Raw genomic sequence first — 15884 nt, forward strand, 5'->3', positions numbered from 1 at the left:
ACCTCGATTTTGAAGTCGAGGTATCTTTTTTTACATTTGCACAATCTTGCGATAACTTCTTGAAGTAATCATGAAAATCAGCACATAGGCGATGAGGAAGATAGCGCAGATAGACAAGGTCACAATCAACATCATATTCGTATCTATTACACCAATCACTTTTAAAATCAGACTAAGCATATGGTAGGCAAAGGCTAGATGTATGAAGGCAAAAAGCAAAGGAAGGAAGAAAACAGTTAAAACCTGTTTGTTGATGGTTTGCTTGATTTGCTTTTGATCTAAACCGACTTTCTGCAAGATAATAAAGCGCTCACGGTCTTCATAGCCTTCAGAAATTTGTTTGTAATAGATGACCAGAACGGTTCCGACCATAAAGATAATGGATAGGAAAATACCGATAAAGAAGACACCACCAAAGAGGGCACTCATTTGAGCACTAGCATCTGCTAGATTGCTACCATACACATAGCTACCTTCAGTGTTTAATTGAGCATTAAACTTTTGTAAGTATTTTTCATATTCTTCAGCGACTTTGAGTTGTTCTTCTTCACTGATATTTACATTTATACCACCGTAAAGCTGATTATAGATATCCGAATCTGGGAATTGGTCCAAAAAGGCTTGTAAATTAGGTACAACAAGGTAATTGTAATCAGAAGTCAAAATATTAAACTGATTTGGAACATGGTTTACAATGAAATCTTTAGTAAATTCTTCTTTTACAGAAAATTGATGATCATTTAGAGTTAGAGCTTTCTGTTCTTTAACTCCCTCATTCTTTGCAAAGAGTCCGACCTCATTGCCTGATAGAGAAAGTTTTTGACCAGTCATATTTTCATAATCTTTTTGGTCAAATACCATAAAAACTGTTTTGACTTGGACACGGTTTTGTCCTTTTTCAAAAATGGTTAACTTGCTACCTTCTTGGTTTGCAACACCAAAGTAAGCGTAACGAAGCACTTCTTTCTCTTTGACACTATAACCTTTGTCACTTGCAAACTGGCTCAAGAGTTTGTCCAAGTCTTCTTTTTCAACATTTTGTCCAGTAATCCCAAAATCATGCGGATTTAAAACTTTTTTAAAGCTTTCTGAGGCATTGAAAATACTAGTCGCTGCTGACATGGTTACCAAAACCATTGTTGACAAAATTGCGATAGTTGCTAGTCCAACCGCATTTTTCTTCATACGAAAAATCAAGTTAGACACTGAGATAAGGTTATTTGGTTGGTAATAGTATTTCTTATTTTTCTTTAAGATTTGAAGGAAAACGGTAATCCCTGCATTGAACAAGAGATAAGTACCAAAGATAACCAGCAAAACAGCTAGGAAAAAAGTTGTTAGAGCTGTAAGGGGATCTTTTACGGTAACCGCAAGACAATATCCACCACCTAAACTAATCGCACCAAGAATAGTTTGGAGAGGAAGGAAACGTCCTTTTTTCTCACCACTAGCTTTTTCACGAGAAAGCTGGAGGGCATTCATACGGGCGATTCGAAGGGCATTCAGGAACATGAGGCCTAGGAAAATCAATCCAAAGACAACAAGTACTGTAATGACAACTTTCATCTGGAAAGTAGCGACTAGTTCTACCTTTAATTTCATCAGTTTGAGTAGGAAAGCGAAAATCAACTTGTCAAACAAGGCTCCAATACCGATACCTGCTCCAACAGTTAGAATCCCAAATACCACTAACTCCTTAAAGGTCATACTGATCAGGTGACGTTTCTCCAATCCCAACATGCCATAAATCCCCAGTTCCTTGGAACGGTTTTTCATGACAAAACTATTGGCATAGAGGACGATAATGGCTGACGCAAGGGTGACGACAAACATACCAAATCCTAGAGTAGCTTGAATCGTTTCCCCTCCACGAATTTCTGCAATCTTGGGATTGAAAGTTAGAGAGTAAAAGAGATAGGTGACAGTGACTGCCAAGAGAACAGCCAGCGCAAAAGGATAGTAGAGTTTGCGGTTTTTAATCAAGTTCGATACCGCTAACTTATTGGTTAATCGAAACATACTAATTCACCTCGCTTGCCATGACAGTCAAGGTATCAGAAATTTCTTGGAACATCTGACGTTCTGTCTTCTCTCCACGGTAGATTTGATTGTAAAGAATGCCGTCTTTGATAAAGAGCACGCGCTTGGCTCTGCTAGCTGCTGCTGTTGAGTGGGTTACCATGAGAATGGTTTGGCCGCGCTCATTGATTTCATCAAATACATCAAGTAAGGCTGCAGAGGACTTGGAATCAAGGGCACCTGTTGGCTCGTCCGCAAGGAGAATTTCAGGTTCTGTGATGATGGCGCGGGCTACTGCTACACGCTGTTTTTGCCCACCTGAAATCTCGTAAGGGTACTTCTCTTGCAATTGGTTAATTCCCAGATTCTCAGCTGTCACCACCAATTTCTTCATCATCTCCGTAATGGGTCTTCTTGACAAGACAAGGGGAAGCAAGATATTATCTTTTACAGAGAGAGTATCTAACAAATTAAAGTCTTGGAAGACAAATCCCAGCTTTTCACGACGGAAGCTAGAAGCCTGTGAATTTTTAATGGTTGCGGTGTCAGTTCCATTCAAGTAAACCTGACCACGAGTTGGTTTATCCAGCATAGCTAGAATATTGAGCAAAGTTGATTTACCAGAACCAGACTCACCCATGATGGCAACGTAGTCACCCTTTTCGACGGTAAAGTGAATATCCTTGAGGGCTTCTACTTGGTTGCCCTGAAAACGAGTTTTATAAATTTTTTTAACGTGTTTTACATCTAAAAGTGTCATGAGAATCTCCTTTCTTAATATCCCATCAAATGAAATGTTGCTTGCATCATAGCGCATCCCAGCTGAACACGCTCGATTTCTTTGTGACTTGGTTTTCTAGTTTTCTTATGTAAGATTTGTTTCATGATGTTACTCCTTTGTTCTTTATGAGTCTAGTTTACATCAAAAAAAGACTGCTTGCCATAACCTAACCTTACAAAAGAGACTTTAATCTTACATTTTTGTAAGATTGGGGGGAAATGTAGATATTTTATTAAAAATATTTTACCATAAAAAGAAAGTAAGAAGAAAACCCTTGCAGATACAAGGGTTCAAAAATTTTAAAATAGATTAGTCGAATTCATAGACTAACAGTAAAATAACTGTTTCTACCTCACCAAAACCATCCATCATTTTCTTCAATAGCTTGGGCTTCTTTGCGTTTGCGTGGGCCTGTTCCGTACATTTCTGCTTCAATTTCTTCCTTGGTTGGCATGATAGAAGCTAGGATGATATAGATAATCACGCCAAGTCCAAAGTTTGCAACTGTAAAAATGGCAAACAGAAAACGTACAAGGGTAACATCAAAGTTCCACTTGTCTGACAGACCTGCCAAAACTCCTGAAATCATGCGATTTCGTCTCATTTTATAAAATTTACTATTCATGATATTTCCTCTTTCTGCTAGGTTAGATATAGTATATCACGGGTAGGCTCGGCTTTCATCAGTCCTCAGGCTGATTTATTAGTAGCAATTTACCTCTACAAACTCCACAGAGATAGCGTTTGGTATCAATCCTTCGCTTGCGCTGATACCTTTGCTGGCAGGATTGACAACGATAGACCTTGAGTGGTTTGGAGTTGCTATTTGGCAAGGTTGGTACAAAGCGTAATCCATCCACTGCTTTCAACAGTTCCTTAAAATCCCGATCCTTGTGTTGATAGCCCTTCCCTTGAAAATAGAGGTGATAATGACAGAGTTCATGTCGGACAATTTTCCTAAAAACATCCAGACCCAGTTCCTGATAAACCTTGGGATTAAAATCCAAATGCCCATCTTTTGGGAAAAATCGCCCACCTGTCGAACGTAGACGCCTATTCCACTGGGCATGATGGATAAAAGGTCTGCCGAAGTCTTCTATTGAAACCTGCTTGACGTAATCAGTCAGTCTCATTTGGAGCTAGAAGCGACAGATTGACTTTTTCACGTTCAGTATCGATTTTCTTAACCCAAACCGTTACCAAATCTCCAACTGACACCACTTGACTAGGGTGTTTGATAAACTTGCGACTCATGTGGGAAATATGAATCAAGCCGTCCTCGTGAATTCCGATATCAACGAAGGCACCGAAGTCAACGACATTACGCACCACACCTTCCAGCTTCTGACCAACCACTAAGTCTTTGATATCTAGGACATCTTGCCGAAGTACAGGTGCGTCAAAGGAATCACGGAAATCTCGACCTGGTTTGAGAAGATCGGCAATGATATCTTTAAGAGTTTCTGGACCAAGGTCTAGTTCTTGCGCCATTTCCTTGATTGATAGCGACTTGAGTTTGCCTTGGGCTTCTTCGTTTAGGTCTTTAATATCTAAACGTTTGAAGAGGTCCTTAACCGCAGCATAGTTTTCTGGGTGAACTCCTGTATTATCAAGGATATTGCTACTTTCAGGGATACGAAGGAAACCAGCTGCCTGTTCAAAAGCCTTGGCACCCAGACGCGGAACCTTCTTAATTTGAGCTCGTGAAGTGATTTTTCCTTCTTCTTCACGATACTTGACGATATTTTCAGAAATGGTTTTATTGAGTCCAGCGACATGGGAAAGAAGAGCTGGGCTGGCTGTATTGACATTGACACCGACTTGGTTTACCACTGTATCGACAACAAAGTCCAGACTCTCAGATAATTTCTTCTGACTGACATCATGTTGGTATTGACCGACACCAATTGACTTAGGATCGATTTTGACCAATTCCGCAAGAGGATCTTGCAAACGACGGGCGATAGAAATGGCAGAGCGTTTTTCAACGGTCAAGTCTGGGAACTCCTGACGAGCAAGTTCACTGGCAGAATAGACCGAAGCACCACTTTCATTGACGATGACATAACTAACCTCAGGAAAATTTTTAAGAACTTCCGCCACAAAAGCTTCACTTTCACGACTGGCCGTTCCATTACCGATGGCAATAATCTCTACACCGTATTGACCAATCAAATCTGCCAAATCTTTCTTTGCTTCTTCGATTTGACGAGCTGATGCTGGTTTGACAGGATAAATGACCTGAGTTGTCAGCATTTTTCCTGTTGCATCCACGACAGCTAGCTTGGCACCTGTACGAAAGGCAGGGTCAAATCCAAGAACCACGCGCCCTTTCAGCGGAGCAACCAAGAGCAGATTGCGCAGATTGTCCGAAAAGAGTTGGATAGCCCCTTCTTCTGCTTTCTCAGTTAATTCCGTCCGAATGCGTCGCTCGATAGCAGGCAAAACTTTTTTCTTAACTGACTGTTGGACAACTTCATCTATATAGGCGTTTTTCACCTTGAAACGAGAAGCAAAGAAAGTTAGAATACGGTCCGTCGTATGTTCAAAACCGACCTTCAAGACACCTAGCTTCTCCCCACGATTGAGGGCTAAGGTACGATAACCCTGCATATTTCCAACTGTCTCTGAAAAGTCATAATAAATCTGAAAGACCTGCTTTTCATCAAGACTCTCATCTTTGACCTGCGAGGTGATTTTAGAGTGTCTCAGCACTTCCTGATAAGTTAGAGCGCGTAAATTGACATCTTCAGATAAGGCTTCGACCAAGATATCAACTGCACCAGCCAAGGCTTCCTTCCCAGTCGCAAATCCTTCACAGACGAATTTTTCAGCTTCCTTCTCTAAGTCAGTTACATTCTGCAAAATCAAGCGAGCAAGCGGAAAGAGTCCGGCTTCACGGGCAATAGTTGCCTTGGTTCGACGCTTTTCCTTGTATGGAAGATAGAGTTCTTCTACGTCTGCTAATTTTTCGGCAGCTAAGATAGCTTCTTCCAATTCCTTGGTCAACTTGCCTTGTTCTTGAATCTTAGCTAAAACAGCTTCCTTACGGTCGTTGAGATTTGTCAGACTTTTATCCAAGTCAATAATGGCCTTAATCGCCACCTCATCCAGACTACCAGTCATGTCCTTGCGATAACGCGCGATGAAGGGAATTGTCGCCCCTTCAGCTGTCAAACTTAGAACGGTATCGATTTGCTTTAACGTCACTCCCAAATCTTGGGAGATTTTTTCATATTTTTTATCCATGAATCTATTATACCACAAGCGGGAAGGCTTGCTCCAATCCTTTTCATACTCAATGAAAATCAAAAAACAAACTAGGAAGCTAGCCACAGATTGCTCAAAACACCGTTTTGAGGTAGTAGATAAGACTGACGAAGTCAGTTACCTATACCTATGATATCTACGGCAAGGCGAAGCTGACGTGGTTTGAAGAGATTTTCGAAGAATATCAACTATCGAAAACAAATTAAAAACCGCCCTTTTCCTCAAAATAATAGTATAATAGAGGTAGAATTTAGAATCGAGGTACACCTATGGCTGTAAAATTTACAAAACGAGACGACTTGGACAAGATGTTTGAGGAGTTTGCTAAACTCCCTGATTTGAAACAAGTCACTTTCCCTGATGACAAAGAGAAAAAAGCCAAAGCAGAAAAGAAAAACTAGATGACTGCTTTCCAACAACTCCCTTCTAGTGTGCTTCAGACTGGAGCCATTTTTCTCTCCATTATCATTGAAGCCCTACCCTTCGTTCTGATAGGAAGTATTGTTTCAGGGCTGATTGAGGTTTATATCACACCTGATAAGGTTTATCATTTTCTCCCTCGAAATCGTTGGGGGAGAATCTTTTTTGGAACCTTTATCGGGATGCTTTTCCCTTCTTGTGAATGTGGAATCGTCCCCATTATCAATCGTTTTCTGGAAAAAAAGGTTCCCAGTTACACAGCCGTTCCCTTTCTTGTGACAGCCCCTGTTATCAATCCCATTGTTCTATTTGCGACCTATTCTGCCTTTGGCAACTCATTCCATATCGCCCTGTTACGAGCTCTTGGTTCCATTCTTGTGGCTGTGATACTTGGGATTTTTCTAGGATTTTTCTGGCAAGAACCGATTCAAAAAGAAAATCGGTTGGCTTGTCATGAGCACGATTTTTCTCACTTGACCCCTGCAAAAAAAGTTTTTCAGGTCTTTGTGCAAGCGATAGATGAGTTTTTTGATACGGGGCGTTATTTGGTATTTGGCTGTCTCTTTGCTTCTATGATACAGGTTTATGTTCCGACTCGGATTCTGACCTCTATCAGTGCAACCCCTATTTTTGCCATCCTGCTCTTGATGCTTTTGGCCTTTCTTCTCTCTCTCTGCAGTGAGGCGGATGCCTTTATCGGTGCTTCTCTTCTCTCAAGTTTCGGCTTGGCACCAGTTCTGGCCTTTCTCGTCATTGGCCCAATGCTGGATATCAAAAATATTCTCATGATGAAAAATTACTTGAAAGCACGATTTATCAGTCACTTCATTACGATTGTGACACTCGTTGTCTTAGTCTATTCTCTCTTGATTGGAGTCATCCTATGATTCGGTTTTTAGTTTTAGCTGGCTATTTTGAACTGACCATTTATCTCCATCTGTCGGGCAAATTAAACCAGTACATCAACATGCACTATTCCTATCTTGCCTATATTTCCATGGTGCTTTCCTTTATCTTGGCTATTGTTCAATTGTATATCTGGATGAAGCAAGTCAAAATCCACAGTCATCTGAACAACCGATTAGCGAAGGTTACTAGTGTTGCTCTTCTGGCCATTCCTATTGTCGTCGGTTTAACTTTTCCAACTGTTAGCTTGGATTCTCAGACTGTTTCTGCCAAAGGATATCATTTCCCCTTATCGGAAGGAACGGATCAAGCCATCCAGACAAGTGAAGGGACGACAAGCCAATATTTGAAACCAGATACCAGTTCTTATTTTTCAAAAACAGCCTATGAAAAAGAGATGCGAACTGCAGCGGATAAATATTTGTCCCAAGGTAGTATTCAGATCACTAATGAAAACTATATGGAAGTCATGGAGGCTATCTACGACTATCCAGATGAGTTTGAGGGCAAGACAGTCCAGTTCACAGGCTTTGTCTATAATGACCCCAGTCATGCTAATAGTCAATTTTTGTTCCGCTTCGGTATTATTCACTGTATCGCGGATTCAGGTGTCTATGGATTGCTGACCAAGGGAAATACCCGTCAGTATGAGAATAACACCTGGATAACAGCCAAAGGAAAACTAGTCAATCACTATCATAAAGAACTCAAACAAAACCTCCCAACCTTGGAAATTGACAGCTTTACCAAAGTTGATAAACCAGAAAATCCATACGTATATCGCGTGTTTTAAAAAAGCAAGCTAAGACCATAAAAGTTAAAACGAACAAGTTCTTTTCTGAATAACAGAAAAAGAGCCTGTTCGTTTTTTGTTAAATAGTCTATAGTAAGATGTAATTTTTGATGTTTTATAACTTTCTTATGTTGTATAAAAATCTATCGACAAATCGCTATCAGACTCGTATTTTTTCCAAGCTAAACTGAAGCCATAATAATCTTCAAATTCAGGGTGCCAGTCATAATAAAGTGGGATACGACTATATTTTCTTGCAACAACTTCGTCTTCAAATTCTGGAGACTCCCCTGCAGTAATACCAAATTGAAGGCCATTTAGTTCCCAGCTATTGCCCCAAACATTTTCATCCGAGAGAACATCGATCCATCTCGAGGCATCAATATCAAAATCAGCACACAACTCCAGTTCATAGAATCTTCTACAGTTAATCTCTGAAGGCTTTATATAAAGGGCTCTGTTTACTTGGTACTTTTTATCGCTGACTTGAATTTGTGTAATTTTCATTGGAATAGGAACTCCATTTAATTCTAACCAGAAATAGCCTAAGGGAGTTTTGATAACGTAATATGTTTGCTGAGGCGCAGGTTTAGCGTTTTTAGAGCAAGCATCAAAAATTCTTCCAAGCTTAATTAAATTTCTACAAATGATTTTCGAAGTGAATGGGTCGAAATGTGAATACCTACGAATGACACGTTTTAACTTTTCAACAGGAAAAGTGATATCCTTTGGTAGGGCATGATACTTCTGTACAACTAAAGCAGTTTTTTCAGTATTTTCCTTCCCTACTGGGACAATAACAGCGTGCCCAATATGGATATTTGGGTCATCGCAGATATAAGTATAGCCATTTCCTCCCTCCTGAAACTCAACAACAACGATATTTAACTCTTGATCCGGATCAAAGAGATGCTCGACCTTTTCAACTTCTTGGCGTTCATAAAAAGTAAAGCGATCTCCATCTCCGTCTTCGCCAAAAACCATGAAACTACCGCATTTAGGACACTTCCACATATAAAATGACGCCTCTGAAATGTCTTCATAAGAAATTGAATCATTCCCATCTTTTTTATTCATGATTTCTACTAACAACTCATCCGAGTAAACTGAATAAGCATTTGAATCGGGCGACCTATGGTCGTTCATCGCTTGCCCGCATTTACATGTCCATTTACCCATAAACAACCTCAGTCATGCCCTAATTCTTCAAGAAAAAATTGATTTAGAGCTTTCCAATCTTTCTTCACCTCGGTAACACTTTGAACGTATGCATCCAGCTCTTTGATGTTTTTGATGATGTAGTGCTGGATTGGCATTATCGGATCAATTTCCATACTTTCAGGACCGTTTATCTTAATGTCAAGTAACCTTGATACATGCTCCTGCATTTGAGACGGAAGTAATTCTTTGACTAAATCATCAAACAAAATCGGTGGAACAGAATGATATTTTTCAATCCAGCGACAAGCCAAAATAGGACGCAGCGCATAGAAATACTTTTTAGGTTTGACCTTGTCTCCTGAAAGATACTTATTCATTTGAGTTCTTGCAGTGTTCAAGTAATGGTACAGCATTTTTTTCTCAGAAAAATACTGGGTTGCAAGTGGACGTATGTGCTCGATAAAATCCGTTTGTTGATAAACAATTGGTGACTGTAACCATTCAAATAGTGTAGGATTAGACTTATAAAGGAGTTTTAAAGTCTTGTCTAAATCCCAGCCACTCACATCCCAAGTATCGTCAATTGGTAATTCGATAACATCGCGCTGTTTATTCAAACGGAGATAAAAATCTTGCTTGTGTTTGTAGATAAATCGTACATCAAAGTCACTATCGGGAGACTCAAAGCCCCATGCACGACTACCAGACTCAATAGCCCACAAAACTGTGACATCGAAATCACGCTCAATTTCTGCTAATTTTTCGGGTACCAGAACATTCATTTCTTCTTGCGTTTGCATAATAAAGCCTCGTCTATAATTTGAACATAAACAGTTACTAAAATAGGAAACTAGGAGGACTGAAAGTGCTTTGTATCAAACTATCAAAACTACTACCAAAATAACTAATCCATCTAGTAGTTTTTTCAGACGTTTTCTATACCTGAGACCTTTAAATGACAGAATCTCCATCCTTCCAATTCCGAGCAATTTCTTCATCCTTCTGGAGTTGGTCTACCAGTTCTTCAACGGAGTCAAATTTGACCATTTCTCGGACACGGTCTAACCAGTAGACAATAACTGTTTCACCGTAAATGTCATCTGAAAAATCAAAAATATTGACTTCAAAACGTGGCTCTTCTCCATCGAAAGTAACATTTTTCCCGACACTCGCCATTCCACGATATCTTTTACGCTGCACTTCGACATCGACTACATAGACACCGTCTGCTGGCATATAAGTTCTATCTCTTAAAACTAAGTTTGCTGTTGGGTAACCGATAGTCCGTCCACGAGCATTGCCATGAACAACCATTCCACGTGATGGTAGAGGAGTGCCAAGTAACTGACCAGCTTCTCTGACATCTCCATCAAGAATAGCTTGACGAATACGAGTAGAACTAATTTTCCCCTTTTCATCCTCAACGGGAGGAACAATGATAATTTCTCCATCAAAATAGTCCTTCAAATCATCCGCAGTTTTCTTATCAGAACCAAAGGTGTAATCAAATCCTGCTACGATAATCGCTGGTTTTAATGCTCTAACATAGGTATCAAAGAACTCTTGCCCCGTTAAACTAGCAAATTTACTACTAAAGTCAAGTAAGAAAAGAGCCTCTACTCCATGCCATTTCATCTTATGTTCTCGTTCTTCATGGCTAACAATATGAAGCATTAATTCTGGCTGGTACGGTTGCAAAGCAAGCTTAGGTGACTCTGTAAAGGTCATCACGACAACTGGTAGATATTCTTTCATAGAAGCCTTGCTAGCTACTTCAAAAAGCTTCTGATGTCCTTTATGAATACCGTCAAAATAGCCTAATACAAGAACTGTTTTATCAGGTACTGCGATGTCTTTTTCATTTTTTATAGGTACTGTTGTAATCATGAAACTATTATATCATAGAGAAAGCCTTTTCGCTAAAAGGAAAGCCCAAATGTCGTTTTTTGCCCCTGAACTGACCTTAAAAAATTATTCAAGATGTTAGTTTTAAAAAATAGCATCCCCTAAGAGATGCTATCGTTTGGTAACTAGTCTACTGTTTCTTCCAAATCTTTTAACTTGACCGAAACAATTTTTGACACACCTGATTCTTGCATGGTCACTCCATAGATAGAATCAGCCGCTACCATGGTTCCCTTACGGTGTGTCACAACGATAAACTGGCTGTCCTTGTCAAATCGATTGAGGTAATCCCCGAAACGTTTAACATTGGCTTCGTCAAGCGCAGCCTCTACCTCATCCAAAATCACAAATGGAATAGTCTTAACTCTAATAATAGAGAAAAGCAAGGCTAGAGCTGATAGGGCTTTTTCCCCACCACTCATGAGGTTGAGGGACTGGATTTTCTTGCCTGGTGGTTGAACAGAGATCTCAACCCCAGCTGTCAGCAAATCCCCCTCAGTCAAAATCAGGTCCGCCTGACCTCCACCAAACATCTGCTTGAATGTCACTTTAAAGGACTCACGAATGGCTTCAAAGGTTGATTTAAAGCGTTCCTTGACCTCATCATTCATCTCTGTGATAGTCTCAAGGAGCAGATTTTTCGCTGACAAAATATCATCTCGCTGACTATTTAGAAAGTCCAGACGGTTGTGAACTTCTTCATACTGGTCAATAGCTTCCAAGTTGACAGGACCCAGTGTGCGAATAGCCTTCTCTAAATCCTTAACTTCTTGCTCTGCCAGATTGAGATTTTCCAACTCATGAGACTTTTCTAAAGCTTCAGTATAGCTAATCTGATACTGGTCTGTTAATTGACTTTGTAGATTGCGCAAGCGATCGCTGACCTTTTCTTTCTTAGCTTCAGCACGTGTTTGCTTTCGAATCCATTCCTCATTCTGCTGGCGAGCCTGATCCAAATGACTGGAAATATCATCCAGCTGACCTTCAATATCATCCAACTCAAACTGCTTGCGAATCAAACCTTGTTGGAGGTTTGTTTTCTGAGTTTTGGCTTCTTCTACCTGTTGACTGAGCAAATCTGTATCAACTTTCTCAAGATTGTCAACCTTTTCTTGAAGAAGACGCTGGATTTCCTCTTGTTCTATATCTAAATTGTCCAATTCTTTGCCTAAACGCTCAATATCAGCTACTTCATAACGTTTTTGCCCTTGCAGTTCTGTCTTAAGCAGGCGAGCTTGCGCTACCTGTTCTTGCAAGTTCTGATAACGCTCTTGGATGGCATTTTTGTTAGACTTAATCTCTTCAATCTCAGCTTCCAGATTTTGCTTGTCACTGGAAATAGTAGCAAGGCGCTCTTGGCATTTTTCCTTATCTGCTTGCCAATCTCCCTCAGTAAGACGATTTAATTCCTCTTCTTGGAGTTTCCAAAGAGTTTCTAGCTCTTCAACTTGCTGACTAGTTTGCTGATAAGCGAGGGACAAACCTTGCTCCTGAATACGAGCCTGCTCTCCTTGAGATTTGATAGCTTCTAAACTTTCTGTCAATCTAGCCATCTCATCTTGCAAGGTCTTCAAAGTCGCCTCTTCTGAACGAAGACTTGCTTCTTCTTCAGCAATTTCTTTTTGTAATTGCTCCAGTTCTGGCTTGATAAAAATGCTGTTATTCTGGCGATTGGCACCACCTGCATAAGAACCACCTGTGCGCAACTCTGTTCCATCCAATGTCACCATACGAACCTGATAACGAACCTGGCGAGCTGCTGCACGCGCATGTTCCACACTATCAAAAATAGCTGTTGTAGCTAGCAAGTTCTTGAAAATAGCTTCCAACCTATTATCGAATGTCACCAAGTCATCTGCCATACCAAGGAAACCTGGACTTGCAGAGATAGCATCTTGGTTCTGACTAGAAATCGTACGCGCCTTGATAGTGGTCAAAGGAAGGAAGGTGGCACGACCAGCTCTGTTGCGCTTTAGGAAATCAATCGCTTTGGTTGCCGCGTTCTCATCTTCTACGATAATATGCTGACTGCTGGCTCCAAGCGCAATCTCCAAGGCAGTTTGATAATGCACATCAAAGGTCAGGTGCTCACTAACTGCTCCAATAATCCCACCAAGGCGGTCTTTTTCTTGGAGGACACTCTTGACACCTGCATAAAAGTTACTATGATTTCTCAGGATATTTTCCAAACTTTGGGCTCTAGCCTGCTTGTTTTTGAGACTATCCAGACGGTCAAAGAGTTGACTTTGTTGAGTTTGATAGGAAGTTTTCTGCTCCTCCTGTTCCTTGGCACAGACTTGGTAGTCGGCCAGTAGTTTCTGAACCTGCTCCTTGGCAGTTTCAAGCTCTTCTTTTTGCTGACTAGCCTTCTCTTTAGATGTAGCCAACTGTTCTTTCAGCTTTTCTAGTTGATCTGCTTGTTTTTGAGAAAGCTGACGACTATTTTCCAACTCATTCTCAATACGAGTCAGTTGGTTTGAGACATCCGCTTCTTCTTGTAAAAGGGCTACAAAGCGTTCACGCAAGAGCTCAATCATCTGATCTGGATCATCTGAAAAAGCCAGTAATTCAGCCTCTAATCGATTGAGTTTTTGATTATTTTGGACTAGATTTTCTTCTAAGAGGGCTAAAGAGCTTTCTTTATCAGATTTTTCTTGGCTGAGTGAATTTCTCTTATCCTCTAAAGCAGCCAAACGGGCTTGTGCTTCCTGTTGATTCAGGGCTACTTGCTCGGACTCCAGTTTCGATAGGGCTAATTTTCTCTCTAAGTCACTAATCAGACTGGTCAAATCCATCAAACTGCCTTGGTCTTTGGCCATTTCAGCCTGTAAATCTTGGCGTTGCTTTTTAAGAGTTTGATTTTCTTCTTCTAACGCTTCACGCTTTTGGTAATAACTGGTCAAGAGTTCCTGAACCTGAGCCAACTCTTCTTCTGTTGAATCTAGTTCAGCCTTATTTTCCTTGATTTGAGCAACCAAAACATCCAAGTAAATAGCCTTACGTTGACCATCCAAGTCTAAAAACTTACGGGCATTCTCAGCTTGCTTCTCAAGAGGCTTGATTTGATTATCCAATTCGTAGATAATATCTTCAAGACGGTCTAGATTGTCCTGAGTTTGTTGCAGTTTGCTCTCTGTTTCTTTTCTGCGAGTCTTGTATTTCAAAACCCCCGCAGCTTCTTCAAAAATGGCACGGCGTTCTTCAGGCTTAGAATTAAAAATCTCCTCAACCTTCCCTTGGGAAATGATGGAGAAGGAATCTCGTCCCAAACCTGTATCCAAAAAAAGGTCATGAATATCACGTAGACGGACTTTCTTACCGTCAATCTTGTATTCGCTATCTCCACTACGATAAATATGACGTTCCACCCTGATCTCTTGACCAGCGTCCTTGATAAATCCGTCATGATTCTCCAGAGTCACAACTACAGAAGCATAATTGAGCGGTTTGCGACTTTCAGTTCCAGCAAAGATGACATCCGGCATCTTGCCCCCACGGAGACTCTTAACACTTGACTCCCCCAAGGCCCAACGCAGACTTTCTGTAATATTTGACTTTCCAGATCCATTGGGTCCAACAACTGCCGTCACGCCTTGGTCAAAGACGACCTTGGTCTTATCAGCAAAAGACTTGAATCCCTGAATTTCGATTTCCTTTAAATACATGAATCCAGCCCTTTCTCAACGGCATTTTTGGCAGCTTCCTGCTCTGCTAATTTCTTAGAACGACCTTGACCTTGACCAATGCTCTTACCTTCAACAAGAACTTCTACATCAAAGACCTTATCATGAGCAGGTCCCGTTTCAGAAATCACCTGATAACGAATAGCCACATCCCCATTGACCTGAAGCAACTCTTGAAGATGAGTTTTGTAGTCTGTAATCATCTCAAACTCGCCTGCTTCAACCTTAGGAATCATGACTTGGTAGATAAATTCCTTGACCTTGGCCACATCCTTGTCCAAAAGTAGGGCACCGAGAAAAGCCTCAAAGGCATCACCAAGGATGGTATCACGATTGCGTCCACCAGATTTTTCTTCCCCTTTACCAAGTTTGATAAATTGATCAAACTGGCAATCACGCGCAAAACCAGCCAAGCTCTCCTCACGAACAATCATGGCACGGAGTTTGGACAAATCGCCTTCAGGCTTTTTAGGATATTTTTTATACAGATATTCTGAAATCAATAACTGTAGAACAGCGTCTCCTAAAAATTCCAAGCGCTCATTGTGTGAAATTTTTAAGAGGCGGTGCTCATTGGCATAACTCGTATGAGTAAAGGCAGTCTCCAGTAAATTTTTGTCTGCAAATTCGATTGCAAAATAGTTCTTTAGTACAGTTTGTAATTCTTTCATACCAACCTCTTTCTAACTGATAACAGTCCTTTTTATTATATCAAAAAAAGCCCCCTGAGTCACTTTAAAACGGGACTGGAGAGCATTTGGGAATTCTTTAAAATAAGATTTTCAGTTTTAGGGTTAAACTTGGGTCAGAATAAAGAAAAAAGCCCTATTAAAGGCTTTTTTAGGATGTTTGCATCCACCCTGAGGGAATCGAACCCCCATCTCAAGAACCGGAATCTTACGTGATATCCATTACACTAAGGGTGGAAACTTGTCTTATTATAACA

At 40.5% G+C, this 15884-nt stretch carries 13 protein-coding genes and 1 tRNA gene; 3 read left to right on the top strand and 11 right to left on the bottom strand.

Annotation, left to right across the window (positions count from 1 at the left end; genetic code table 11):
* Positions 1 to 30 precede the first annotated feature (30 nt).
* The 5 genes from M1G05_RS03510 to M1G05_RS03530 form a co-directional block, all read right to left on the bottom strand.
* A complete protein-coding gene (locus M1G05_RS03510) occupies positions 31 to 2019 on the bottom strand; it encodes an ABC transporter permease (protein ID WP_247953119.1) in 1989 nt (662 codons plus the stop codon).
* A 1-nt stretch (position 2020) separates the two neighbouring features.
* Positions 2021 to 2779 (bottom strand): ABC transporter ATP-binding protein, encoded by a 759-nt coding sequence (locus M1G05_RS03515; protein ID WP_247953120.1) that lies wholly within the window; start codon positions 2777 to 2779, stop codon positions 2021 to 2023.
* Between the two features lie 373 nt (positions 2780 to 3152).
* Positions 3153 to 3425 (bottom strand): PspC domain-containing protein, encoded by a 273-nt coding sequence (locus M1G05_RS03520; protein WP_033685104.1) that lies wholly within the window; start codon positions 3423 to 3425, stop codon positions 3153 to 3155.
* Between the two features lie 58 nt (positions 3426 to 3483).
* Complete coding sequence (locus M1G05_RS03525) at positions 3484 to 3933, bottom strand: SprT family protein (RefSeq protein WP_060628178.1); 450 nt, start codon at positions 3931 to 3933, stop codon at positions 3484 to 3486.
* Complete coding sequence (locus M1G05_RS03530) at positions 3920 to 6049, bottom strand: Tex family protein (RefSeq protein ID WP_247953121.1); 2130 nt, start codon at positions 6047 to 6049, stop codon at positions 3920 to 3922. Before M1G05_RS03530 ends, M1G05_RS03525 begins: the two co-directional genes overlap by 14 nt.
* Positions 6050 to 6339: 290 nt before the next feature.
* Between M1G05_RS03530 and M1G05_RS10015 the strand changes: the two genes are divergently transcribed.
* The 3 genes from M1G05_RS10015 to M1G05_RS03540 are packed head-to-tail and all read left to right on the top strand — an operon-like array spanning position 6340 to position 8189.
* Complete coding sequence (locus M1G05_RS10015; RefSeq protein ID WP_000268685.1) at positions 6340 to 6471, top strand: SPJ_0845 family protein; 132 nt, start codon at positions 6340 to 6342, stop codon at positions 6469 to 6471.
* A complete protein-coding gene (locus tag M1G05_RS03535; protein ID WP_247953122.1) occupies positions 6472 to 7377 on the top strand; it encodes a permease in 906 nt (301 codons plus the stop codon).
* Complete coding sequence (locus tag M1G05_RS03540) at positions 7374 to 8189, top strand: TIGR03943 family putative permease subunit (protein WP_227325789.1); 816 nt, start codon at positions 7374 to 7376, stop codon at positions 8187 to 8189. Before M1G05_RS03535 ends, M1G05_RS03540 begins: the two co-directional genes overlap by 4 nt.
* Before the next feature lie 126 nt (positions 8190 to 8315).
* On the opposite strand, the gene M1G05_RS03545 is transcribed toward M1G05_RS03540, so the two are convergent.
* From M1G05_RS03545 to M1G05_RS03570, 6 genes are all read right to left on the bottom strand, one after another.
* A complete protein-coding gene (locus M1G05_RS03545) occupies positions 8316 to 9368 on the bottom strand; it encodes a hypothetical protein (protein ID WP_247953123.1) in 1053 nt (350 codons plus the stop codon).
* An 8-nt stretch (positions 9369 to 9376) separates the two neighbouring features.
* On the bottom strand, positions 9377 to 10150 hold the full coding sequence (locus tag M1G05_RS03550; RefSeq protein WP_247953124.1) for a nucleotidyltransferase domain-containing protein: 774 nt from the start codon (positions 10148 to 10150) through the stop codon (positions 9377 to 9379).
* A 151-nt stretch (positions 10151 to 10301) separates the two neighbouring features.
* Positions 10302 to 11237: a bifunctional riboflavin kinase/FAD synthetase gene (locus M1G05_RS03555; RefSeq protein ID WP_247953125.1), complete on the bottom strand. Its 936-nt coding sequence runs from the start codon at positions 11235 to 11237 to the stop codon at positions 10302 to 10304.
* 143 nt (positions 11238 to 11380) lie between these two features.
* Positions 11381 to 14920: a chromosome segregation protein SMC gene (gene smc, locus M1G05_RS03560; protein ID WP_247953126.1), complete on the bottom strand. Its 3540-nt coding sequence runs from the start codon at positions 14918 to 14920 to the stop codon at positions 11381 to 11383.
* The gene (gene rnc / locus M1G05_RS03565) at positions 14911 to 15609 is read right to left on the bottom strand and encodes a ribonuclease III (RefSeq protein ID WP_125454454.1); all 699 of its coding nucleotides are present in this window, start codon (positions 15607 to 15609) and stop codon (positions 14911 to 14913) included. The genes smc and rnc overlap by 10 nt, the downstream gene beginning before the upstream one ends.
* A gap of 183 nt (positions 15610 to 15792) precedes the next feature.
* Positions 15793 to 15864 (bottom strand) — tRNA-Arg (locus M1G05_RS03570).
* Positions 15865 to 15884: the final 20 nt, after the last annotated feature.

The sequence above is a fragment of the Streptococcus mitis genome, from assembly GCF_023109515.1.
Lineage (GTDB): Bacteria > Bacillota > Bacilli > Lactobacillales > Streptococcaceae > Streptococcus > Streptococcus mitis_CS.